The 20,364-nt window shown below is 72.6% G+C and carries 30 protein-coding genes; 14 read left to right on the top strand and 16 right to left on the bottom strand.

Annotation, left to right across the window (positions count from 1 at the left end):
* The first annotated feature begins 75 nt into the window (after nucleotides 1–75).
* Nucleotides 76–2,043 carry a beta-propeller domain-containing protein gene (locus ACRAKI_RS27780; protein ID WP_447003442.1) on the top strand — a complete coding sequence of 656 codons (1,968 nt, stop codon included), beginning with the start codon at nucleotides 76–78 and terminating at the stop codon, nucleotides 2,041–2,043.
* Here ACRAKI_RS27780 and ACRAKI_RS27775 read toward each other — a convergent pair.
* The gene (locus tag ACRAKI_RS27775; RefSeq protein ID WP_447008533.1) at nucleotides 2,036–2,788 is read right to left on the bottom strand and encodes an EI24 domain-containing protein; all 753 of its coding nucleotides are present in this window, start codon (nucleotides 2,786–2,788) and stop codon (nucleotides 2,036–2,038) included. The two genes, ACRAKI_RS27780 and ACRAKI_RS27775, sit on opposite strands and share 8 nt — an antisense overlap.
* Nucleotides 2,789–2,920: 132 nt before the next feature.
* Between ACRAKI_RS27775 and ACRAKI_RS27770 the strand changes: the two genes are divergently transcribed.
* From ACRAKI_RS27770 to ACRAKI_RS27760, 3 genes are all read left to right on the top strand, one after another.
* The gene (locus ACRAKI_RS27770; RefSeq protein WP_447003441.1) at nucleotides 2,921–4,258 is read left to right on the top strand and encodes a helix-turn-helix domain-containing protein; all 1,338 of its coding nucleotides are present in this window, start codon (nucleotides 2,921–2,923) and stop codon (nucleotides 4,256–4,258) included.
* An 87-nt stretch (nucleotides 4,259–4,345) separates the two neighbouring features.
* A complete protein-coding gene (locus ACRAKI_RS27765; RefSeq protein WP_447003440.1) occupies nucleotides 4,346–4,504 on the top strand; it encodes a hypothetical protein in 159 nt (52 codons plus the stop codon).
* The gene (locus ACRAKI_RS27760; protein ID WP_447003439.1) at nucleotides 4,501–4,731 is read left to right on the top strand and encodes a hypothetical protein; all 231 of its coding nucleotides are present in this window, start codon (nucleotides 4,501–4,503) and stop codon (nucleotides 4,729–4,731) included. Before ACRAKI_RS27765 ends, ACRAKI_RS27760 begins: the two co-directional genes overlap by 4 nt.
* Nucleotides 4,732–4,737: 6 nt before the next feature.
* Here ACRAKI_RS27760 and ACRAKI_RS27755 read toward each other — a convergent pair whose 3' ends face one another.
* The 6 genes from ACRAKI_RS27755 to ACRAKI_RS27730 are packed head-to-tail and all read right to left on the bottom strand — an operon-like array spanning nucleotide 4,738 to nucleotide 7,403.
* Nucleotides 4,738–5,175: an SRPBCC family protein gene (locus ACRAKI_RS27755; protein ID WP_447003438.1), complete on the bottom strand. Its 438-nt coding sequence runs from the start codon at nucleotides 5,173–5,175 to the stop codon at nucleotides 4,738–4,740.
* A gap of 46 nt (nucleotides 5,176–5,221) precedes the next feature.
* Complete coding sequence (locus ACRAKI_RS27750) at nucleotides 5,222–5,404, bottom strand: hypothetical protein (RefSeq protein WP_447003437.1); 183 nt, start codon at nucleotides 5,402–5,404, stop codon at nucleotides 5,222–5,224.
* Between the two features lie 34 nt (nucleotides 5,405–5,438).
* Nucleotides 5,439–6,074, bottom strand: coding sequence for a GNAT family N-acetyltransferase (locus ACRAKI_RS27745; protein WP_447003436.1), 636 nt, complete (start codon nucleotides 6,072–6,074; stop codon nucleotides 5,439–5,441).
* Nucleotide 6,075: 1 nt separating this feature from the next.
* Nucleotides 6,076–6,522, bottom strand: coding sequence for a DUF309 domain-containing protein (locus ACRAKI_RS27740; protein ID WP_447003435.1), 447 nt, complete (start codon nucleotides 6,520–6,522; stop codon nucleotides 6,076–6,078).
* A 39-nt stretch (nucleotides 6,523–6,561) separates the two neighbouring features.
* Entirely contained in the window at nucleotides 6,562–6,972 is a 411-nt protein-coding gene (locus tag ACRAKI_RS27735; RefSeq protein ID WP_447003434.1) for a VOC family protein, read from the bottom strand.
* Between the two features lie 23 nt (nucleotides 6,973–6,995).
* Nucleotides 6,996–7,403: a helix-turn-helix transcriptional regulator gene (locus tag ACRAKI_RS27730; protein WP_447003433.1), complete on the bottom strand. Its 408-nt coding sequence runs from the start codon at nucleotides 7,401–7,403 to the stop codon at nucleotides 6,996–6,998.
* A gap of 32 nt (nucleotides 7,404–7,435) precedes the next feature.
* Between ACRAKI_RS27730 and ACRAKI_RS27725 the strand changes: the two genes are divergently transcribed.
* The gene (locus ACRAKI_RS27725; RefSeq protein WP_447003432.1) at nucleotides 7,436–8,467 is read left to right on the top strand and encodes a DNA polymerase IV; all 1,032 of its coding nucleotides are present in this window, start codon (nucleotides 7,436–7,438) and stop codon (nucleotides 8,465–8,467) included.
* Nucleotides 8,464–9,027, top strand: coding sequence for a dihydrofolate reductase family protein (locus tag ACRAKI_RS27720; protein WP_447003431.1), 564 nt, complete (start codon nucleotides 8,464–8,466; stop codon nucleotides 9,025–9,027). The genes ACRAKI_RS27725 and ACRAKI_RS27720 overlap by 4 nt, the downstream gene beginning before the upstream one ends.
* A gap of 100 nt (nucleotides 9,028–9,127) precedes the next feature.
* Here the strand turns inward: ACRAKI_RS27720 and ACRAKI_RS27715 are convergent, their stop codons facing one another.
* Entirely contained in the window at nucleotides 9,128–9,607 is a 480-nt protein-coding gene (locus ACRAKI_RS27715; protein WP_447003430.1) for a hypothetical protein, read from the bottom strand.
* A gap of 7 nt (nucleotides 9,608–9,614) precedes the next feature.
* Nucleotides 9,615–10,301 carry a type 1 glutamine amidotransferase domain-containing protein gene (locus ACRAKI_RS27710; RefSeq protein ID WP_447003429.1) on the bottom strand — a complete coding sequence of 229 codons (687 nt, stop codon included), beginning with the start codon at nucleotides 10,299–10,301 and terminating at the stop codon, nucleotides 9,615–9,617.
* A 114-nt stretch (nucleotides 10,302–10,415) separates the two neighbouring features.
* Between ACRAKI_RS27710 and ACRAKI_RS27705 the strand changes: the two genes are divergently transcribed.
* Together ACRAKI_RS27705 and ACRAKI_RS27700 are read left to right on the top strand one after the other, a co-directional pair.
* Nucleotides 10,416–11,321 (top strand): LysR family transcriptional regulator, encoded by a 906-nt coding sequence (locus ACRAKI_RS27705; protein WP_447008532.1) that lies wholly within the window; start codon nucleotides 10,416–10,418, stop codon nucleotides 11,319–11,321.
* A gap of 63 nt (nucleotides 11,322–11,384) precedes the next feature.
* The gene (locus ACRAKI_RS27700) at nucleotides 11,385–12,218 is read left to right on the top strand and encodes an ADP-ribosylglycohydrolase family protein (RefSeq protein WP_447003428.1); all 834 of its coding nucleotides are present in this window, start codon (nucleotides 11,385–11,387) and stop codon (nucleotides 12,216–12,218) included.
* Here ACRAKI_RS27700 and ACRAKI_RS27695 read toward each other — a convergent pair.
* The 4 genes from ACRAKI_RS27695 to ACRAKI_RS27680 are packed head-to-tail and all read right to left on the bottom strand — an operon-like array spanning nucleotide 12,206 to nucleotide 15,156.
* On the bottom strand, nucleotides 12,206–13,099 hold the full coding sequence (locus ACRAKI_RS27695) for an SRPBCC family protein (protein ID WP_447003427.1): 894 nt from the start codon (nucleotides 13,097–13,099) through the stop codon (nucleotides 12,206–12,208). The two genes, ACRAKI_RS27700 and ACRAKI_RS27695, sit on opposite strands and share 13 nt — an antisense overlap.
* Nucleotides 13,099–13,410, bottom strand: coding sequence for an ArsR/SmtB family transcription factor (locus tag ACRAKI_RS27690; protein WP_447003426.1), 312 nt, complete (start codon nucleotides 13,408–13,410; stop codon nucleotides 13,099–13,101). The genes ACRAKI_RS27695 and ACRAKI_RS27690 overlap by 1 nt, the downstream gene beginning before the upstream one ends.
* Nucleotides 13,411–13,463: 53 nt before the next feature.
* Complete coding sequence (locus ACRAKI_RS27685) at nucleotides 13,464–14,213, bottom strand: alpha/beta fold hydrolase (protein WP_447003425.1); 750 nt, start codon at nucleotides 14,211–14,213, stop codon at nucleotides 13,464–13,466.
* A 19-nt stretch (nucleotides 14,214–14,232) separates the two neighbouring features.
* A complete protein-coding gene (locus ACRAKI_RS27680) occupies nucleotides 14,233–15,156 on the bottom strand; it encodes a sigma-70 family RNA polymerase sigma factor (protein WP_447003424.1) in 924 nt (307 codons plus the stop codon).
* 106 nt (nucleotides 15,157–15,262) lie between these two features.
* On the opposite strand from ACRAKI_RS27680, the gene ACRAKI_RS27675 reads away from it, so the two are divergent.
* Together ACRAKI_RS27675 and ACRAKI_RS27670 are read left to right on the top strand one after the other, a co-directional pair.
* Complete coding sequence (locus tag ACRAKI_RS27675) at nucleotides 15,263–16,462, top strand: aminotransferase-like domain-containing protein (RefSeq protein WP_447003423.1); 1,200 nt, start codon at nucleotides 15,263–15,265, stop codon at nucleotides 16,460–16,462.
* 124 nt (nucleotides 16,463–16,586) lie between these two features.
* Complete coding sequence (locus ACRAKI_RS27670) at nucleotides 16,587–16,823, top strand: hypothetical protein (protein ID WP_447003422.1); 237 nt, start codon at nucleotides 16,587–16,589, stop codon at nucleotides 16,821–16,823.
* Between the two features lie 187 nt (nucleotides 16,824–17,010).
* On the opposite strand, the gene rnhA is transcribed toward ACRAKI_RS27670, so the two are convergent.
* Entirely contained in the window at nucleotides 17,011–17,508 is a 498-nt protein-coding gene (gene rnhA, locus ACRAKI_RS27665) for a ribonuclease HI (protein WP_447003421.1), read from the bottom strand.
* Between the two features lie 110 nt (nucleotides 17,509–17,618).
* On the opposite strand from rnhA, the gene ACRAKI_RS27660 reads away from it, so the two are divergent.
* Complete coding sequence (locus ACRAKI_RS27660) at nucleotides 17,619–18,221, top strand: DUF7711 family protein (RefSeq protein ID WP_447003420.1); 603 nt, start codon at nucleotides 17,619–17,621, stop codon at nucleotides 18,219–18,221.
* On the opposite strand, the gene ACRAKI_RS27655 is transcribed toward ACRAKI_RS27660, so the two are convergent.
* Nucleotides 18,179–18,475, bottom strand: coding sequence for a hypothetical protein (locus ACRAKI_RS27655; RefSeq protein WP_447003419.1), 297 nt, complete (start codon nucleotides 18,473–18,475; stop codon nucleotides 18,179–18,181). The two genes, ACRAKI_RS27660 and ACRAKI_RS27655, sit on opposite strands and share 43 nt — an antisense overlap.
* On the bottom strand, nucleotides 18,472–19,080 hold the full coding sequence (locus tag ACRAKI_RS27650) for a ChbG/HpnK family deacetylase (RefSeq protein ID WP_447003418.1): 609 nt from the start codon (nucleotides 19,078–19,080) through the stop codon (nucleotides 18,472–18,474). The genes ACRAKI_RS27655 and ACRAKI_RS27650 overlap by 4 nt, the downstream gene beginning before the upstream one ends.
* 61 nt (nucleotides 19,081–19,141) lie before the next feature.
* On the opposite strand from ACRAKI_RS27650, the gene ACRAKI_RS27645 reads away from it, so the two are divergent.
* The 3 genes from ACRAKI_RS27645 to ACRAKI_RS27635 are packed head-to-tail and all read left to right on the top strand — an operon-like array spanning nucleotide 19,142 to nucleotide 20,350.
* Nucleotides 19,142–19,273, top strand: a complete 132-nt coding sequence (locus ACRAKI_RS27645; RefSeq protein WP_447003417.1) for a hypothetical protein — start codon at nucleotides 19,142–19,144, stop codon at nucleotides 19,271–19,273.
* Between the two features lie 11 nt (nucleotides 19,274–19,284).
* Nucleotides 19,285–19,953: a type II toxin-antitoxin system Phd/YefM family antitoxin gene (locus ACRAKI_RS27640; protein WP_447003416.1), complete on the top strand. Its 669-nt coding sequence runs from the start codon at nucleotides 19,285–19,287 to the stop codon at nucleotides 19,951–19,953.
* Nucleotides 19,946–20,350, top strand: coding sequence for a type II toxin-antitoxin system VapC family toxin (locus ACRAKI_RS27635; RefSeq protein ID WP_447003415.1), 405 nt, complete (start codon nucleotides 19,946–19,948; stop codon nucleotides 20,348–20,350). The genes ACRAKI_RS27640 and ACRAKI_RS27635 overlap by 8 nt, the downstream gene beginning before the upstream one ends.
* Nucleotides 20,351–20,364: the final 14 nt, after the last annotated feature.

The raw sequence follows: 20,364 nt of genomic DNA, 5'->3' as shown, positions 1-20,364 counted from the left end.
ACACCGGGACTCGCGGCACGCACACCGGGACCCGCGGCACGCAACCCTTCGGCCACTTCGTCCCGTCCTGTGGACATGACGAGACGGCCCTGGGGTTCACGGGCGGCGCTGTTCGGTGGTGTCGCCCTGGTGGTGGGGGTGAGCGCGGCGTCGGCCGTGCCCGCCGTGGTGGAGGACTGGCGGACCGCGCCGCCGATCGAGGCGGTGCCGGTCGAACTGGTCGCGTTCGACACGTGCGAGGCCGCGTTGACCGAACTGCGCGAGGCGATCCGCCCCCACGTCGGCGTGTACGGGTTGGGGAACTCGGGCTTCCTGGCCATCGACGGTGACATCGCCATCGAGTCGAGGGCGGACGCGGACGCCAGTTCGCGCAGCGCGCCGGCCGGCACGCCGATGGCGGCGGGCGAGGCGGCGGACGTCCCCGAGCACTCCAAGACGAACGCGCACGAAGCCGGCGTGGACGAGCCGGACCTCGTGAAGACCGACGGCGAGCGGGTCGTCACGATCGCCGACGGCAAGCTGCGCGTGCTGGACGTCGCCACCCGCCGGCTCACCGGCACCCTCGACGTGCCCGGCGGCTACGCGTCCCAACTGCTGCTGCACGGCGACCGCGCGCTCGTCGTCGGCGGCGGGCAGGGCATGGTGGCTCAGCGCATCGCGGTCGACAGCCCGCACGAACCGTATGTCGACGGCTCGTCGGTGACGTTGGTCGACCTCACCGCCGAGCCGCGCGTCCTGAACACGCTCACCGTGGATGGCCGCTACGTGGACGCCCGCCAGATCGGCGACGTGGTGCGCGTGGTCGTGCACTCGGGGCCGCGCCTGCCGTGGGTGTACCCGACGGACGGCCGCACCGAGGCGGAATCCCTCATCCGGAACCGGGAAGTGGCCGCCACCGCGCCGATCGGGACGTGGTTCCCGCGCTACGAACTGACCGCCGCCGACGGCTCCCGCTCGGAGGGCACGCTGGTGGACTGCGACCGGGTCAGCCACCCCGAGCAGCACTCGGCCACGTCCATGCTGTCCGTGCTGACGTTCGACTTCCCCGGCGACCTGGGCACCGGCGACGCCGTGACGATCATGGCGGACGGCGACACCGTCTACGGCACGGGCACGTCCCTCTACGTGGCCGACGACCGCCACCTGCGGCCGATGACGCGCAGGGCGCCGAACGTCCCGCCGACAACCGCGATCCACCAGTTCGACATCTCGCAGCCGGGACCGCCGAAGCACGTGGCGTCCGGCCAGGTCGGCGGCACGCTGCTGAACCAGTACTCGCTGTCGGAGCACCAGGGCCACCTGCGCGTGGCGACGACGTCCGCCGACGCGCCCGGCATCCCGGAGAACGCGCCCGCGACGCAGAGCGCGGTGACCGTGCTGAAGCGGGACGGCGCGCGGCTCCAGGAGGTCGGCAAGGTCGACGGGCTCGGCCTGGGCGAGCGGATCTACAGCGTCCGGTTCGTCGGCCCGGTCGGGTACGTGGTGACGTTCCGCCAGGTCGACCCGCTGTACACGCTGGACCTGTCCGACCCGGCCAAGCCGCGCAAGGTCGGCGAGCTGAAGATCACCGGCTACTCGGCGTACCTGCACCCGGCGGGTGACGGGAAGCTGATCGGCGTCGGTCAGGAGGCCACCTCGCAGGGCCGCACCACGGGCACGCAGGTGTCGCTGTTCGACGTGTCGAACCCGGCCGTGCCGACCAGGGTCGCGGCCCACCACCTGCCGGGCGCCAGTTCGGAGGTCGAGTTCGACCCGCACGCGTTCCTGTACTGGCCGGCCCGCGACCTGGTCCTGCTGCCGGTGCTGACCACGCCGGTCGGGCGGAAGCCGGTCGAGCAGATCTCCAGCGGGCTGCTCGTGCTGAGGCTCGGCGACGGCGCGTTCTCCGCGTTGGGCGCGATCGAGCACGAGGCGTCGACCTACGACCCGGGCATCCGCCGGGCGCTGGTGATCGGCGACGACCTGTGGACGGTGTCCGCGGTGGGCGTCCAGGTCAACCGGATCGACGGGCTGGCGACCCTGGCGTGGGTGCCGTTCACCTGATCTGGTCGTGGAGCAGGCGGTGCGCGAGGACCGTGCCGCCTGCCATCGCCGCCGGCAGCACCACGAGCGCCGCCAACGGGATGAGGCACAGCAGGTAGGTGGGCACGGCGAAGCCGAGCGTGACGGCCCGCCGCTTGCGCAGCACCTGCCGACGCACGTTGAGCTTCAGGCCGCGCCGGGTGAACGGGATGCCGGTCAGCTCGATGCCGAGGATCGTCGCGTTGACGCACACCGCGATCACCGGCACCACGGTCTGCCCGATGATCGGGATGAACCCGGCGGCGAACAGCGGGATGGCGCAGAGGATCGCCAGGCCGACGAGCAGCACCGCGTCCCGGATGCCCACCGCGGCGGACCTCGCCCAGCTCGCCTGGTCGGTCTCGGGCACGCCACCGAGGTGGGTGTCCTCCACGGTCTCCGCGATGTGCTCGTAGAACGGGCCGCCGATGATCAGCGTGATCGCGGTGAACAGCAGCAGCCCGATCGCGATGAACGCGCCGATGATGGAGAACCCGGCGGCGAACCGGGTGGCCGCCCGCAGCCCTTCGTTCCAGTCGTCGGCGAACGGCGTGGCCCAGGCGGCGATGTCGTTGATGTAGACCGCGAGGCCCACGGCGCCGCCGATCAGCAGCACGGTCGTCAGCAACGCCGGGATCGCGCCGATGAGCAGCAGTTTCGGCGAGCGGAACACCAGCCCGAAACCCTGTCCGAGCAGTCCGACACCGGTCGAGAAGTCCCGCATCACCCTGATCACCGGCGGAGCATATCGGCGCGGCCGGCCACGTGACCCCGCAATGGGTGACCCGACCCCTGCAACGGCGGTCGCGCGGTTCTGGGAGCGGTGCCAGGATGCTGTGTCTCTCGGAAGGACTTGGTCATGGCACTCGATCGCACCGACCCGACCGCGGGGCGGCCCGCAGTGGTGGTCCCGGAGGCGGCGCTGCCGCCGCTGCCCCGCTCGCTGTGGGACAGCCGCGAAGTGCGGGAGGCGGTCCGCAACCAGTCCCCGGGCGCGGTCGTGGCGGTGGCACGGCGGGCGCACGGGCTGCGCCAGGACGAACTCGGCTCGCTCGCCGGGTTCTCCCAGTCGGCCATCTCGCGGCTGGAGTCCGGCAGCAACATCTCCTACGACCTGCGCGTGCTGCGGCCGTTGCAGCGCCTGCTGGGCATCCCGGCGCACCTGCTCGGCCTGGCCGACGACTCGCTGCCGGTGGACGGCGCCGCCCTCGACCGCCTCGCGCCCGGCTTCACGAACCTGCTGGACGGCGCGGTCGGCATCGGCGTCGACACCCTCATGGCGCTCACGAGCACGGCCGTGTTCGGCGGCGGAGCGTCCGGTGGCGCGGTCGCGGACGACGCGCTGAGCCGGCTGCGCGTGCTGCGCCGAATCGTCAACGACGCGCACAACTGGCGCAGCTCCCGCGCCCTCATGCCCACCGCGCGCGGGATGTACGACTTCATCGACGCGCTGCGCCGCTCGGCGCGCGGCGAGCGGCGCCGGGACCTGCTCGGCATCGCCGCCACCTACGCCGAATTCCTCGGCTGGATGCACGACGAGCTGGGCGACCCGCGCGGGGCGATCCAGTGGACGGCCCGCGCGCTGGAACAGGGCCAGGCCGCCGACAACCGGGACGTCGTCGCCTACTCCTACGTCCGGATGTCCCAGCTGGCGGAGGCCGACGGCGACGCCGACCGCGTGGTCGGCCTGGCCCGCGCGGCCCGCCGCGAGCAGGACCTGAGCCCGATGGTGCGCGCCCTCGCGTTCCGGCAGGAGGCACGGGGTCTGGCCGTGGCGGGCGACGAGGCGTCCTGCATGGACCGGCTGGACCAGGCGCGCACCGAGTTCGAGCGGGTGACGCCGCGGACCGACGAGGAGTACTGGATCGGCTACTGCGCCACCACCCAGCAGTTCGAGATGGAACGCGCGGCGAGCTGGCTGGAGCTGGGCAAGCCGAACCGGGCGATCGAGGTCTACCAGAACGTCCAGGACCGGGTGTGGCTGCAACTGTGCACGTGGGAGCAGGGGGTGCACACCGCCAAGCTCGCCCACGCGCACGCCATGGCCGGTGAACGGCAGCACGCCGTGTCGCTGGCGTACGAGGCGCTGGACACCGCCCGCGCCACCAAGTCCGCGCTGGTGGTGCGCGAGCTGGGCAGGCTCGGTCCGTGGGAAGGCGCGCCGGACGTCGCGGAGCTCGCCCGTGAGATCCGCTGAACCGATCCCTATGCGACTTCCGGGTACGGCGCGACCGATTCACCGCCGACGCTGGGCTACCCGTCGGTCTCGCCGCACGATGGGAGGGTGATCGAACCGGAACCCACGGAGCCGCCACCCCGGGACGCCGCAGGCGACGGGAACGTCGGCGCCAGGCAGCACTGCGGTCCGTACTGGCTGGACTTCTACGCGACCTCCGACGCCGTGGTGTGCGTCGTGACGGACGACGAGCTGGTGTCCACGTGAACGCCTCGCAGCGCTCCCAGGACCCGGTGCTGCTCGTGCGCAGGAGGGGCGACCTCGGGGGCGAGTGGGAGCGGTGCTGCCACCTGGTGCCGCTGCCGGACGGGACCCAGTCGGCGCTGCTGACGTTGTGCGGCGAGCGGATCGACGTGGGCACGGCGGAACTGCTGCCGGAGCCGGAGGGCATGCCGTGCGTGGCGTGCCTGCTCGTCGTGCCACCGCCGCGTTGAGGGCGGTCAGCCGACGTGGCGGGCCAGGTCCCCGAGGTCCTTGCGGAGGTTGGCCCGCACGAACCGCGCCATGAACGGCCCGAACAGCCGGTAGTGCCGGCTCGCGTCACCGCGGACGCGGATGGAGGCGGCCGTGCCACCGCCCGGCGCGGTGTCGAACCGGTACGCCACGTGCATCGGGAACGGCCCGGCGACCGACGTCATCTCCAGCAGCGTCGGCGGGTCGTGCGCCACGACCCGCAGCACGTAGTCGAACTCCTTGCCGAGGAAGCGCGCGGTGCGCGTCACCTCCGCGCCCACGCCGAACCCGCCGCCGGGCGAGGGAGCGCTCAACTCGGCCCGCTTGATGCCCCGGGTCCACTCGTGGTCGTGGCGCCAGTCCATGGCGTACCGCGCCACGACCTCCGGTGGCCGGGGGATCACCCGGCTCGCGGTCACGTCCACCGGTCGATTGTCCACCCGGGACGGTGCCCGCACCGGGCGGACGGGGTCAGCGGCGGCGGCGGAAGCTGAGCGCCTTCGCGCCGGCGCCGACACCGGCGAGGTGCAGCGCCACGCAGAGCAGCCCGGCCATCAGGAGCGTGCCGCCGTCGAGCACGGTGCCCAACGACGCGTTCGCCAGGTCGAGCAGGAGGGCGAGGCCGAAGATGACCGCGGCGATGATCGCTAGCACTGGTGCCTCCAGGGTGGGGGTGGTCACCCACCAGTTACCCCGCCGCAGGTGCCCCCAAGCGGGCATTCAGCCCAACTTGAAGCCCCAGGTAGGTCAACGGTTCCGGGTTCGGCACGTCGATCTCGTGGAAGCCCAGCCGGTCGTAGAACGCGCGGGCCGGCGTGTTCACCGTCAGCATCCCCAGGAACACGGCCGGCACGCCCTGGAACGCCAGCGCGCCGAGGAACGCCGTCATCAGCGCCCGCCCGTGCCCGGCCCGCTGGTACTCCGGCAGCAGGTCGATGTGCAGGTGCGCCGGGTAGTCGGCCAACGCGGGGACGATCATGTGGTGCGGGTTGTGCAGCAGCGCCACCATGTGCTCGGTGGGCGTGGTGGGCTCGTCGACCGGCTTCGGGTACCGGTCGGACACCTTCGGCAGCCACTCCGACTCGAACCGCGACACGAACGTCGGCGTGTCCGCGGTGCCGACGACGTAGCCGACCGCGCGCTCGCCGTTGTCCGCCACGAACGCCAGCGACGGCTCCAACTCGGCGTACGGCCACGCGAAGAGCGTCGGCATCAGGTCCACGTCGGGGTAGATGTGCCGGGAGTCGCCGCCCGCGTCCGCGGTGAGCGCGCAGATCTCGCCGACCGCGTCCCGGTCCGACTCCCGATAAGGCCTGATCACCACGTCACGAACCCCCTGTCAGCCGCGGCACGCCGGTACCCGACGCGGCCCAGGCCAGCAGGCCCGCCACGTCCACCCCGTGCGGGGGGTCGTCCCGGTAAGGCGAGATGGTGCGCGCGCCCCGGCCCAGCAGCGACGAAGCGCCGGCCGCGTTGCCGCGCAGCGAGTGGGTCATGCCCACGGCCAGTTGCGCCAGCCCGCGCCACAGCTCCCGTTCGGACTCCGGCGCCGTCTTCCACGCGTCCTCCAGCACCTCGTGCGCGTGGAACGGGCGGCCGAGGTCGAGCAGGCGCTGAGCTTCGGTCAACGCCTCCGAGGGCGTGCGGGGCACACCCTCGGGTTGGCGCTCGACACCTGGAGCCCCGTAGGGCAGCGGACGGCCGAGCCCGTCACGCGGTCTCGCGTTGCGGGCCCGGCCCTGCTCGTCACGGTCGCGGGGGCTGGTCGTCACGTCTTGATCGTGGCACGGACGACCGCCCGCGCGAAACGGTCAGCCCTTGACCGGACCGGCGAAGCGGATGTGGTTGCCCGACGGGTCGCGGAAAGCGCAGTCCCGCACCCCGTAGGCCTGGTCCACCGGCTCCTGCATGACCTCCGCGCCCGCCGCGCGGACCTTCTCGAACGTGGCGTCGCAGTCGTCCGCCTGGAAGATGACCGACCCCAGCGAGCCCTTGGCCATCAGCTCCTTCATCGCGACCGCGTCGTCGGGGGACCGGCCCATGTCCGGGTTCTCCAGCACGATCTGCACGTCGGGCTGGTCGGCGGGGCCGACGGTGAGCCAGCGGAACTCCTCGATCGGCGCGTCGAGGCGCACCACGAGGCCGATCACGTCGCGGTAGAAGGTCAGCGCCTCTTCCTGGTCGCGGACTTGGAGGAACGTGTGCGAGATCTTGAGGCCCATGTCCGCGAACCTATGCCCGCCGGTCAGGCTCGTGCTTCTCGAAACCTGCTCGGTCTGGTGACGACCTTGGACCAGCACGCGGGCACCATGGCGACCGCGTCGTGGGTGCGCGCCCGGTAGGCGCTGGGCGTCTCGCCCACCAGCTCGGTGAACCTCGTGCTGAACGACCCGAGCGAGGTGCAGCCGACCTGCATGCAGACTTCGGTCACCGTGAGGTCGCCCCGGCGCAGCAGCGCTTTCGCCCGTTCGATGCGCCTGGTCATCAGGTAGTTGTACGGCGTCTCGCCGTAGGCCAGCTTGAACTGCCGGGCGAAGTGCGAGGGCGACATGAGCGCGGCGCGGGCCATGGCCGGCACGTTCAGCGGCCGGGCGTACTCGCGGTCCATCAAGTCCCGTGCCCGACGCAGGTGGGCGAGTCCTTCCGGCTGCACGCGGACAGCATGGCACGGTGATACTGGCGGACGTGTCCGAACGGGACTGGGTCCTGCACGTCGACCTCGACCAGTTCATCGCGGCGGTCGAGGTCGCGCGCCGGCCCGAGCTGCGCGGCAGGCCCGTGGTCGTCGGAGGAGCCGGCGACCCGACGCGACGCGCCGTGGTGGCCACCGCGTCCTACGAGGCGAGGGAGTTCGGCGTCCACTCGGGGATGCCGTTGCGGCTGGCGAAGAAGCGGTGCCCGGACGCGGTGTTCCTGCCCTCCGACGCGCCCGCCTACGAGGAGGTGTCCGCGCACGTGATGGACGTGCTTCGGGAGCTGCCCGTGGTGGTCGAGGTGATCGGCTGGGACGAGGCGTTCCTGGGTGCCCGCACCGACGACCCGGAAGCGCTGGCCCTGACCGTCCGGCGGGCCGTGAAGGCTGGGACCGGGCTGGAGTCCTCGGTCGGCATCGGCGACAACAAGCTGCGCGCGAAGCTCGCCACGGGGTTCGCCAAACCCGCCGGCGTGTACCGGCTGACCAGGGAGAACTGGGTCGAGGTGATGGCCGGACGGCCGGTGACCGCGCTGTGGGGCATCGGCTCCCGGACGGCGGCCAAGCTGGCTTCGCTGGAGATCCGGACGGTCGAGGAGCTGGCGCGCGCCGAGCCGGGAGTGCTGGCGGCGCGGTTCGGCCCGGCGATGGGGCCGCACTTCCGGCAGCTGGCGCTGGGTGCGGGCGACACGGACGTCACCGCGACGCCGTGGGTGGCGAAGTCGCGCAGCCGGGAGACGACGTTCCAGCACGACCTGACCGACCAGGAGGAGATCCGCGCGCAGGTGCGGCTGCTCGCGCGGCGGGTGGTGGAGGATGTGCGCGCGGAGGGGCGGCCGGCGGCGCGGGTGGTGGTGAAGGTGCGGTTCGTGCCGTTCTTCACCTCCACGCGGGGCGTCACGCTGGACGCGCCCACCACGGAGGCAGGGCCGATCGAGGACGCGGCCGTGGCGGCGTTGGCGCGATTCGAGGACACTCGCGCTGTACGCCTGCTGGGGGTGCGCGCGGAGTTCGTGGGGGGATGACCGTGGGCAAGGTGGTGTTGAACGGCTCGGTGTCGCTGGACGGGTACAGCGCCGGGCCGGACCCGGGTGACGACCACCCGATGGGCGAGGGCGGTGAACGGCTGCACCGGTGGATGTTCGCCGAAGGCTCGGACGGTGACGCGGAGTTCGCCGCGTCCGTGGGCGCGGTCGTGCTGGGTCGGCGGACGTTCGACCTCGGGTTGAGGTTCTGGCAGGACACGCCCTTCCCGGTGCCGAGCTTCGTGCTGACCCACGAGGCCCGCCCGCCGCCGGCGATGAAGTCGGCGTCGTTCACGTTCGTCACGGACGGCCCGAAGAGCGCTGTCGGCCAGGCGCGTGCGGCGGCGGGGGACAAGGACGTGCTGGTCATGGCGGCGGCGGAGTCGGCTCAGCACGTGGTGCGGGCGGGGCTGGTGGACGAGATCAGGCTCCAGCTGGTGCCGGTGTTCCTGGGCGGTGGCGCGCGACTGCTGGACGGCCTGCGGCCGACCGAGTTGGAGCGGATCGCGGTGGCCGAGGCGGACGACGTCCTGCACCTGCGCTTCCGTGTGCTCACATAACGCCACACCCCACGCCACCCCACGGTGCCGCAGGTGCCCCATCAGGACGGGCCGGACTCCCGCGCTTTCCCTTGTGGCCTGTCTGCGCGTACCCCGGCGTTCAGCACCGTTCTCGCCGGCTCGTGATGCCGTCCATCAAGCTGTAGCGGCGGCCGGCGGTCGTCCGGTCGAACTCGGGTCTTCCCAGGCTCACCCGCGTGCCCGCCCGTGAAGCGGTGAGGGGCGCGGTGGGCGGCTCCGCCAGGAACCGGCGCACCTGGTCCGCCGCGTCGTCCACCTTCCTGGCGACCACCCGGGCCACCACGTCCAGCGCTTTTCCGCCCAACCCGCCGACCTGCGCGCCGAGCCCGCTGTCCACGAACATCGGGTTGTGCAGCACGTACCGGACCGCGCTGTCCGGATACCGGTCGGCGAACCCGGCGCCCAGCAGGTCGGTGGCCCGTGCCGCCTGGCTGACCCCCGGAACGCCCGGTACCTCCCGCTCAACGCCGGGTCGTCCCACCGGACGCCCGGCCCGCGGCCCGGCCACCCCGCACACGCTCACCACGACCGGCCCGACCCGCCCATCCGGCCGCCGCACGCTCCCGCTACGACGAGGCCGCGCGTCCCCGTGACGACAACGCGTCCAGCACCCGCCGCGCGGTGTCCACGCTGGACTGGGGGTTCTGCCCGGTGACCAGGTTGCCGTCCACGACGACCTTGCTCGACCACGCCGGCCCGGTCTCCGGCACCGCGCCCAGCTCCCGCAGCCGCGACTCCACCAGGTACGGCACGGCCAGGCCGCCCTGGCGTTCCTCCTCGTCGGTGAACACGGTCAGCCGCCGTCCGGCGAACGCGAACGTGCCGTCCTCCCGCACCGCGGACAGCAGCCCGGCCGGCCCGTGGCACAGCGCGCCGACGACCTTGCCCGCGTCGTCGAACGCCACCAGCAGCCGGCCCAGCTCCGCGTCGAACGCCAGGTCCGCCATCGGGCCGTGGCCGCCGGGCAGCAGCACGCCGTCGTAGTCCGCGACGTCGACCTCCGCAAACCGGAGCGGCGCCGCCAGTTCGCCGTCGATCGACTCCAGGTACGCGCCGAACTCGTCGGTCAGGCTGGCCGCGTCCACGGTCGGCCCCGCGCCGCCCGGTGTGGCGATGTCCACCCGCACGCCCGCGTCCCGCAGCACCCGCACCGACTCGACCACTTCCTCGGCCCAGAACCCGGTGGGGTGGCTCGTGCCGTCCGCCAGCACCAGCTTGTCGGCCGCCGAGACGACCACCAGAACCCTGCTCATCAACCCAACCCTCCGCTTGTCGTCACCTACAGGCCCAACAACCGCAAGCCCATCACGTTTCATCCCGTACCGTTCGGCAGGTCATCACATCGCTTATAGCTCCGGAGTTGCGCGATCACCGATCTCGACCTGCTCTCCACGTTCGTGGAGATCTACCGGGCCGGCTCGCTCACCGCCGCCGCCCACCGCCGGGGCCTGACCCAGCCGGCCGTCAGCGGGCACCTCGCCCGGCTGGAGCGGGAGCTGGGCGAGCCGCTGTTCGTGCGCTCCAGCCGGGGTGTCACGCCGACCGCGAGGGCCGACGAGCTGGCCCGGCGGATCGGCCCGCACGTGGACGGGCTGCGCTCCGCGCTGTCCGAAGTGGACGACCGCGCGGCGTACTCGGGCACGGTGCACCTCGCGGGCGCGGTCGAGGTGATGGCCGCACGGGTGCTGCCCGCGTTGGCGCCCCTGACCACGCGGGGGTTGCGGCTGCGGATCACCCTCGGCCTGGCCGACGACCTGCTCGCCGCGCTGGCCAACGCCCGGCTCGACCTGGTGGTGTCCTCCGTGCGGCCCACCGACCGGGCGCTCGTCGCCACACCGTTCGTGGACGAGGAGTTCGTGCTGGTCGGCGCGCCGACCCTGGTGCGCACGATCGACCGCTCGCTGGTGGCGTCCGACCCGGTGCGGGCGTTGGCGCACCTGCCGCTGGTCGCGTACGCGGAGGAACTGCCGATCGTGCGGCGGTACTGGCGCAGCGAGTTCGGCCGCCGTCCGCCGAACCCCGTCGCGGTCGTCGTGCCGGACCTGCGGGCGGTGCTGGCGGCGGTGGTCGCGGGCGCCGGTGTGTCGGCGTTGCCGCGTTACCTGGCCGATCCGGCGCTGGCTGCCGGGTCGGTGGAGCTGGCGCACCAGGCCGCCGTGCCGCCGCTGAACACGCTGTTCCTGGCCACCCGCGCCGGTGGGCTGGCGAACCCGTCGGTCGCGTTGGCGCACAGCCACCTGATGGCCCGCTCGCGCGACTGGGGCGCGCTGTGACGCGGACCGTCTCCTGCCGCGACGCGGGCCATCGCGCTGCGACGCCGCTATAACGTCTGCGGCATGCTCGTCGAACTGGCCATCGGGGACGCGTACGGCGCGGGCTTCGAGTACGCCGACCGGTCGTTGGTGGCCGGCCACAACACGCTCGCCGGGTACGTGCGGCACCCCCGTCACCTCGGCATCCGACCCGGTGCGTACACCGACGACACGCAGATGGCGCTGGCGTTGGCGGAACTGCGGGTGTCCGGCGCGCCGTGGACGCCCGAGAACGTGGCGTCGGCGTTCGTGACCGCGTTCCACCGCGACCCGCGCGAGGGTTACGCGCGCGGTTTCCAGGCGTTCCTGGAGTCCGTGCACACCGGCGCGGAGTTCCTGGCCCGCATCCGTCCGGACAGCGACAAGAGCGGTGCGGCGATGCGGGCCGCGCCGGCCGGCCTGCTGCCCACCGTGGCCGACGTGCTGCACCACACCGACGTGCAGGCCAAGGTCACCCACGACACGCCGGACGGGGTGGCGGCGGCACGGGCGGCGGCGTTGGCCGTGCACTACTGCCACCACGAGGTGGGGCCGGTGGCGTCGGTCGGGTCGTGGATCGCCGAACGGCTCGGCTCCGGTGTGTGGGCGCAGCCGTGGCGCGGCAAGGTCGGGCCGAAGGGCGTGATGAGCGTGCGGGCGGCGTTGACCGCGCTGTCCGCCGGCGGCTCGCTGAGCTCGGTGCTGCGGGAGTGCGTGGCCTTCACCGGGGACGTCGACACGGTCGCCACCGTCGCCCTCGCCGCCGCGTCGCGCTCGGCGGAGATCCGCGCCGACCTGCCCGCCGTGCTGGTCGACGGGCTGGAGAACGGGCCTTACGGCCGCGACCACCTCACCCGCGTGGACGCTCAGCTGCTGTAGCGGCTCGCGTAGTGCCGGACGAGCCCGGCGACCCGGTCCTCCGGCCACGGGCAGCGGATGTCGCCGAACGTCGCCGCGAAGAACAGCTCCAGGTGCGCGTGCCACGCCGCAAGCGCTTGCGGTGCGAACGCCGGGTCACCGACCTCGTGCGTCAGCTCCACCGTCGTGCCCTGGTCCGGGTCGTGCCGGAACTCCCAGCGCACCCGCCCGGTGGGGGAGTCGAACGCCAGCACGCGCGGCGGTGTGCGCTCGACCACCGGCCCGGCCGGCACGTGCGGGTTCAGAGCGCGCGTCGGCACACCGCCGCCGCTCCCCCCGCTCCCACCGTCACCGCCCTCTTCGGTGAGCAGCGCCCCCCACACCTCGTCCAACGGACGCCAGACGAGGTCGCGGACGAACCGCACCACGCCGTCGTCCAGCCGCCCCTCGTCCAGCCCGAACTCCCGGATGTAGTGCTCCATCGGCCCGAGCACGTCCGTGGGCGGTTCGAACGGGCGGTCGTCGAGCCGGGCTTCGAGGCCCGCGAGGCACGTGTCCCAGCCCGCGGCGTTGCGCCCCGCGCCGTGCTCGTCTCCGAGGACGTGCGTGAACACGAGCAGGCAGCCGTGCTCGTGCGGCATCAGCTCGAAGCGCAGCACGTCGGTGTTCCACCGGAACGCGAACACCTTCGGCGGGTCGGACTCCAGCACCTCGCCGGTGGCGACCTGGTCGGGGAACGAGAACGTCATCTCCCGCCCGTCGATCGCCACCGCGGCCGGGAACCAGTGCGCCAACTCGTCCGGTTCGGTGACCGCCCGCCACACCAAGGCCTGCGGGTGCGCGAGCACCCGCTCGAACCTCAGCACGGGCTTGCCGTCGATCCGCCGCAACTCGGTGTGCATCAGGCCTGCTCCATCCCGTCCAGTCGCCGTTCCAGCGCGTCGAGGCTGTCCTCCCACATCCGCCGGTACGGCGCCAGCCAGGCGTCGACCTCGGCCAACGGTCCCGGTCGCAGCCGGTACAGGCGCCGCTGCGCGTCCCGCCGCACCTCGACCAGCCCTGCCTCGCGCAGCACCTTCAGGTGCTTGGACACCGTCGGCTGGCTCACCGAGAGCCCGTCGACCAGGTCGTTGACCGGCCGCTCGCCGTCCCGCAGCACGTCCAGGATCCGCCGCCGCTGCGGGTCGGCGAGCACGGCGAATGTAGATGCCATGTCGGCAATATAGCCTCTACGGCATATGCACTGTCAAGCCGAACCGGCCGGCGTCAGGCGACCACTCCCGCCCGGCGGATCGGCATCAGCGGTGCGGGTGTCGTGGTGAGGAAATCGGCCACCAGCGACGTGCACAGGTCCGGCTGCTCGAACAGCATCAGGTGCGACATGCCCGGCAGGACGCACAGCTGCGCGTCGGGAATCCCCTGGTACAACGCGACCGTGTGCTCCAGGTGCACGATGTCGTCGTCGGCGGCCAGCACGAGCGTCGGGCTGGTGATCCGGGACGGGTCGAGCACGTCCGGGTCGTGCGCCGCCCGCGCGAACTTGTCCACCACCACCGGCAGGTGGTCGCGGCCGTCCGGCGACACCTCGGCGTACCGGTCGGCGACCTCGGCCGGCAGCTCGCCGCCCGGCTGCGGCAGGAACACCCAGCCGTCCTTGGCGTAGGCCGAGTTCAGCACCACCAGCCTGCGCACCAGGTCGGGCCGCCACTGCGCCACGCCCAGCGCCACCACGCCGCCCGCGCTGTAGCCGGCCAGGTGCGCGGAGCCGCCGACGACCTGCTCCAGGAACGAGATGACGTCGTCCGTCAGGACGTCCACGGACACCGGACCAGGCACGTCCGGTGTCCGCCCGTGGCCCCTGCGGTCCACCAGGAACACCTGGAAGCGGTCCGCCAGCCGCGCCAGGCTCGGCTCCCAGTCCCGCGAATCGCTGAACCCGCCGTGCAGCAGCACCAGCGGCTCACCCTCCCCGCGCACCTCGCACCAGGTGCGCCTGCCGTTCACCATCTCGTACATCCGGCTCCTCCCATGGGTCTCACCCACTCGTACGGGACGGGTCCGGCAAAATCATCGGCAGATCGAAGAGCCGGAACAGATCGCCACCCAAGAAGGTGGTCGAGCCGACCACCCGGGCACCCGAGAACTCCACCAGCACCAGCGCGAACGGCCGGTGGACGCCCTCCTCGTCCGGCCGGTACTGGCCGAACGCGGGCGCGCCGTTGGCCCACGTCGGCACCAGCCGCGCGGTCTCGCAGCCACTGTCCCCGAAGGACAGCGCGGTCGCGATGTCGGCCCGCCCGCGCAGCCACCACGCGAACGGCGGCATCGTCATCGTCGCGTCCTCGTGCAGCAACGCCACCAACGTCTCCACGTCGTGCCGCTCGAACGCCGCCGTGTACCGCTCCAGCAACGCCTTGTCGAACGGCCGCAACGGCTCGGGCTTCCGGTCGGCGAGCGTCGCCCGCGCGCGTTGCAGCGCGCTGGTCACCGAAGCGACCGTCGTGGACAGCAACCCCGCCACTTCGGACGCCTGCCAGCACAGCACGTCCCGCAGGATCAGCACCGCCCGCTGCCTCGGCGGCAGGTGCTGCAACGCCGCCACGAACGCCAGCCGCACCGTCTCCCGCCCCACGGCGACCTCGTCGGCGGGCAGCACCCGCGCGTCCGGCATCGGCTGCACCCACGTCGAGTCCGGCAGGGGCGCGCCCAGCGGTGTGCCCACGGCGGCGGGCGACGTCAGGTCCATCGCCACCGCCCGCCGCTGCACGCTGCGAAGCATGTCCAGGCACACGTTCGTGGCGATCGAGTACAGCCAGCCCCGCAGCGACCCGCGCTCCGGGTCGAACGTGCGCCAGGCCCGCACGAACGTCTCCTGCACGGCGTCCTCGGCCTCGAACGGCCCGCCCAGCATCCGGTAGCAGTAGCCGGTCAGCTCCACGCGATGCGCTTCCAGGTCCACACCCACACGTTAGGATGAACCACGGCGCCTCGACCCCAGTGCGACCCACCTCATGCGTGGCACGACCGCGTGAATCCGTCCTCTCGCCCTGACCCGAGGAGCCCCCGTGCCGCGCACGTTCACCGGTTCGCCCGTCCGCGACCTGCTCGACCTCACCTCCCGCCCCGAGGTGATCTCGTTCGCCGGCGGCCTGCCCGCGCCCGAGCTGTTCGACGTCGAGGGCCTGCGCACCGCGTTCGACCAGGCGGTGTCCCGCCGATCCCTCCAGTACGCGCCCACCGAGGGCGACGTGGACCTGCGCTCGCTGGTCGCCGACCGGCTCACCCGGCGCGGACTGCCCACCGGTGTGGACGACCTGCTCGTCACCAGCGGCTCGCAGCAGGCGTTGACGCTCGTCGTGACCGCCCTGCTCGAACCGGGCGCCGTGGTCGCGGTGGAGGAGCCGACCTACCTCGCCGCGCTGCAGTGCTTCCAGCTCGCCGACGCGCGGATCGTGCCCGTCGCCGGTGACGAGCACGGCATGGACCCGGCCGCGCTGGCCGACGTGATCGAGCGGGAACGCCCGGAGCTGCTGTACCTGGTGCCGACGTTCGCCAACCCGACCGGCCGGACGCTGAGCCTCGACCGGCGGGCGGAGATCGCCGCGCTCGCCGACCGCCACGGCCTGTGGGTGGTCGAGGACGACCCGTACAGCGAGCTGCGGTACCGGGGCGGGGCGGTGCCGTCGCTGGCCACGTTGAGCGACCGGGTGCTGTACGCGGGCAGCTTCTCCAAGGTCGGCGCGCCGGGGATGCGGCTGGGCTGGCTGCGCGCGCCCGCGTCGCTCATGCGCACGCTGGTGATCGTGAAGCAGGCGGCGGACCTGCACACGTCCGCCATCGACCAGGCCGCGGCGGCGGCGTACCTGGAGGCGAACGACCTGGACGTGCACATCCGGGGGTTGTGCGCGGCGTACCGGGAGCGGCGGGACGCGATGATCGCGGCGCTGCCGTCGACCGTGCCCGCCGGGACGAGGTGGAGCGATCCGGACGGCGGGATGTTCGTGTGGGTGACCCTGCCGGGCGGGACTGGGCCGGATGGGGTCGGGTCGGGTGGGGTCGGGCCGGATGGGGTCGGGCCGGGTGGTGTGGACACCGGGTCGTTGGTCATGTCGGCGTTGGAGCGGGACGTGGCGTTCGTGCCCGGCGCGCCGTTCTACGCGACGACACCGGACCCGTCGACCCTGCGGTTGTCGTTCACCACGAACACCCCCGCCGACATCGCCGAGGGCATGCGGAGGCTGGCGACCGTCCTGCGCCGGCTCTGAGCCGACGTCCACGACGACGCCGGCCTGGCGGTGATCCCCGGGTCTTTGATCCCCGGGTCTTTGGTCCCGCTCCGGGGACCGGTTCGGCGCGACCCCCGGCAGGTGGCGGGCGTGGCCGGCGGTCGTGCTGCTCGCTGCGGTCGTGGTGCTGGTGGGCGCGTCGGTGCTGACGATCGTGCTGTTCGCCGGCGCGCGGGACGCGGAGCGAATCTCCCGGCTGGAGGAGCAGAACGCCGAACTGCGCGAGTGCGCGGTGCCGGCCAAGGACTCGATCATCGCGGCCAGGGATGAGGACGACGCGGCCATCGGCCCCGCCATCGCCCGCGCGAACGACAACGGCCGACCGGGAACACCCACATGACCACGCCCGAAGCCGACCACCAGCCCACCACCCCGCCGGAGCCGTTCCCGGCATCGCAGCCGCCACTGAACTCGACCGGGCGCTGGAGACCAACCTCAACCGCGAGTCCGCCCTGTCCACCGAGAACAGCCTGCTCAGCCCTTGCGTGGAGGCGGCGAAGGGCTACTTCGCCCTGCCGCCCGGGAAGTCACCCGAGTCGACCCGCTTCTTCCGCGTCATGTACGACGTCTGCCCGCAGATCCGACTCCGCCGCCGCCCGGACACCGCGCACCGCCAGCCGGTCCGCCCGCTCGTTCTCCGGGTGCCCCGCGTGGCCCTTCACCCAGTGCCACTCCACCTCGTGCGGGGTGGCGGCGGCGTCGAGGCGCTGCCACAGGTCGACGTTCTTCACCGGCTGCCGCGCGGACGTCATCCACCCGTTGGTCTTCCACTTGGCCATCCACGACATGACCCCGTTGCGCACGTACGTGCTGTCGGTGTAGATCCGCACCACCGACGGCCTCCGCAGCGTCTCCAACGCCCGGATCGGCGCCATCAACTCCATCCGGTTGTTGGTGGTGGCCTGCGACTCCCCACCGAACAGGTCCCGCTCGTGCGCCCCGTACCGCAACACCGCGCCCCAACCACCCGGCCCGGGGTTCCCGCTGCACGCGCCGTCGGTGTAGATCTCCACCACCTGCTCCATGCGGCGAAACATACCGAGCCGACCCCGGCCACCGGGACACGGCGTCAGGCGGGCGCGAGGGTTCCTCACCGGCCGTCCGACCGGGTGGCGCGATACGTGAGGATGGGCGGGTGAAGTGGTCACGAGCGGTGCGGCACGTCGAGGAGCTGGCGGCCAAGTGCGCGGAGTCGGCGAGCCTGCCGAGTTCCATCCAGCCGTTGCGGGTGGTGGGCCTCTGGGCGGTCGGGGACGTCCTCGGCGAGCCCCGTGACCTCGACCAGGTGACCGTCGCCGTGGTGGTCGACCTGCCCGTCGACGACGTGCCGTGGTTGAGCGAGCCGCACGGCGCCGAGCACTGGGCGAACGCGACCCGGGTGGCGAGGAACCCGATCAGGCCGCTGTGGCGCTCGGCGCACGCACCGGTCTGGAACCACCTCGTCGACCGGCCCGCGCTGGTCTGGGACGCGGTGGACGGGCCGGTGGAGGCCACCCTGGCGGCGATCGAGGACGGACGGGGCGCGCGGGTCCGCCTACCCGCGCCCGGAGCGGACGAACTTCGTGCGCGGCTGCGTGACGAGTTGGCGGTCAGCCTGCGGGCGCTGCGCCGCCACACGCGTGCGTACGAGGAGAAGCGCTGGAGTCCGGGGAAGCTCACGACCGCCTCGGACGCGTTGTGGCGAGTCGGTGCCGGCTACCTGGACGTGCTGGACGCCCTGAACGCCCAGGCTTCCTGAACGGGCCGGTAGTCGATCACGGTGATCCCTTCCCGGTCGATCAGTTCACGGGCCCGCGCGGAGATCAGGAACTCGTAGTCGGACCGCCGCACCCGCCGGCCGCCGTCGATCCCCCGCGACCGCTCACCGGCGACGCTGGGGTGCACGGCCCATTCGCTGAGCCCGGTCGGCAGGTCCCGCAGCAGCCGGGCGTACCGGGCGGGCTTGGTGTCCACGTCGAGGGAGAAGCTGTCCAGGAACGGGTTGTCCGTCACCGGCAGTCCCCGCCCCCGGCAGTCCCCGCCCCCGGCAGTCCCCGCCCCCGCATCCGCCGCCTGCCCTCGTCCGACCAGACCCGCACAGCCAGGCCGTACTCCGCCGCCAACGCCACCGTGAGCTCCAGGATGTCGTCACGTCCGCCGTCTGCCAGGCAGTGGAAGTCGAGGTGCGTGGGCGCGAGCCCGACGTCCACCACCGCGCCGACCTGCGCCCGGAACTCCACCTCGACCTCGTCCAACCGGGCGCGGGCGAGCAGCGTGGCGCGCTCGTCAGCCGTGAACAGCCGGCCCGTGTCGTCCAGCAGCGAGGGCACCCCCTCCGCCACCGGCCCCCACCGATCGGCGGGCGTGTCCCGGACCAGCGTGAGGTGGATGCCGAACGGGATCCCCGGATGCCGTCGGAGCAACCCGACCGCGTGCTGCGCCGACGGACCCGCCGTCATCAGGCTGCACGAACGGGCGATCCCCGCCTCGATCGACTCGACCACCGCGACATCGATGTCCTCGTGCATGCCGAGGTCGTCGCAGTTGACGATGAGCACCCGGGCGTCCGGCGGATAACCCAGCAGCTCACTCGACTGGCCGAAGCCGGTGTGATCCATCCCCACAGTCTGACCACGATCAAGGACCCCCGCCCCCGAAGTCCGCCCTACGCTCGCCGACGTGGACCATCCGAGGAGCCCCGTCGCCGGGATGACCACCAGCATCCGGACCCGCTGCGACCTCGTGGTGGTGGATCCGGACCGCTTCCTCGCCGCCGCCCGGACCGCGTGCCGGGAGCTGCACCCGGGCTGACCGACGCGGAGGTGGCAGCGGCGGTCGCCGACGCCCCCGACGCCGTGCACGCGCTGCTGGAACGCCACGAGGAGCTGGCGGAACGGCCGACCACCGGCTCGCCACTGCCGGGCGTCCGCGTCCCGGACCGCCCGGACGGCCTGTCGCCCGCCGGGTGGACGCGCGAACTCGTGCTGGACGAGCCGCGCCTTCCGCAGGACTACGGCTGCGCGCTCCCCGAGGACGTGTTCACCCGCCCGTCGGATGCGCGAAGCGTCGAGCAGGGCTCACGGCCGCCGGTCCGCCTGGCGCGAAAGCCGACCAGCCGCGGCCGGCTGTGCTTCATCCTCCGGATGCACCTGATCGGGCAAGAGGTCAAGCTGTGTGTAGCTTCCCGTGCTACGCGAAGCTACGCTGTGTCGGTGAAGGTCATCAGTCAACGGGAGTTCCGCAACAACTCCGCTGCGGTCATGGACGCGGTCGAATCGGGCGAGGTCTACCACGTCACCCGCAACGGCGTGGAGATCGCCGAGGTCCGTCCGCTGTCCCGTCGTCGACGCCTGACCGCTGAGGAACTGGTGGAGCGGCACAGGAAGCTGCCGAAGGTCGATCCCGGCCTCATGCGGCGCGAAGCCGACGAGGTGTTCGGCTCGGAGGACCGGATCGGTGACGACGACCCGTGGGAGCGCAGCCGTGGCTGACCGGCACGAGTCGGGCGTACTGGACACCTGCACGTACATCGACCTCGGGCTGCTGGACCCGGCGGTGCTGCCGGAGGTCCCCGAGCTGACCGCGATCACCCTGGCCGAGTTGCACCGGGGGGTCGCGATGGCCAAGGACGCTGCGACGCGGGCGGTGCGAACCGAGAAGCTGGGTGCGGCGATCGTCGAGTTCGAGCCGTTGCCCTTCGACGAACAGGCTGCGGTTCGCTTCGGCACGCTCGTGGCGTTGACCCTCGAAGCGAACCGCGACCCGAAACCGCGCCGGCTGGACCTGATGATCGCCGCGATCGCCTCGGCCCGAGGTATGCCGCTCTACACCCGCAACGCCAAGGACTTCGCAGGACTCGACGGCATGGTCCAGATCGTCGAGGTGTGAGAAGCAGGCCGGAC

This window comes from Saccharothrix isguenensis, assembly GCF_052936305.1.
Note: the sequence above shows the minus strand (reverse complement) of the source record. Positions and strands in the feature narration are given on the sequence as shown.

Excerpts from the sequence above, each read along its gene's own strand:
- ACRAKI_RS27780 (WP_447003442.1), top strand. The coding sequence starts at position 76 with ATGACGAGACGGCCCTGGGGTTCACGGGCGGCGCTGTTCGGTGGTGTC.
- ACRAKI_RS27770 (WP_447003441.1), top strand. The coding sequence starts at position 2,921 with ATGGCACTCGATCGCACCGACCCGACCGCGGGGCGGCCCGCAGTGGTG.
- ACRAKI_RS27735 (WP_447003434.1), bottom strand. The coding sequence starts at position 6,972 with ATGGGCCTCAAGATCTCGCACACGTTCCTCCAAGTCCGCGACCAGGAA.
- ACRAKI_RS27720 (WP_447003431.1), top strand. The coding sequence starts at position 8,464 with ATGACCGTGGGCAAGGTGGTGTTGAACGGCTCGGTGTCGCTGGACGGG.
- ACRAKI_RS27710 (WP_447003429.1), bottom strand. The coding sequence starts at position 10,301 with ATGAGCAGGGTTCTGGTGGTCGTCTCGGCGGCCGACAAGCTGGTGCTG.
- ACRAKI_RS27700 (WP_447003428.1), top strand. The coding sequence starts at position 11,385 with ATGCTCGTCGAACTGGCCATCGGGGACGCGTACGGCGCGGGCTTCGAG.
- ACRAKI_RS27695 (WP_447003427.1), bottom strand. The coding sequence starts at position 13,099 with ATGCACACCGAGTTGCGGCGGATCGACGGCAAGCCCGTGCTGAGGTTC.
- ACRAKI_RS27690 (WP_447003426.1), bottom strand. The coding sequence starts at position 13,410 with ATGGCATCTACATTCGCCGTGCTCGCCGACCCGCAGCGGCGGCGGATC.
- ACRAKI_RS27685 (WP_447003425.1), bottom strand. The coding sequence starts at position 14,213 with ATGTACGAGATGGTGAACGGCAGGCGCACCTGGTGCGAGGTGCGCGGG.
- rnhA (WP_447003421.1), bottom strand. The coding sequence starts at position 17,508 with ATGGAGCAGGTGGTGGAGATCTACACCGACGGCGCGTGCAGCGGGAAC.
- ACRAKI_RS27650 (WP_447003418.1), bottom strand. The coding sequence starts at position 19,080 with ATGGATCACACCGGCTTCGGCCAGTCGAGTGAGCTGCTGGGTTATCCG.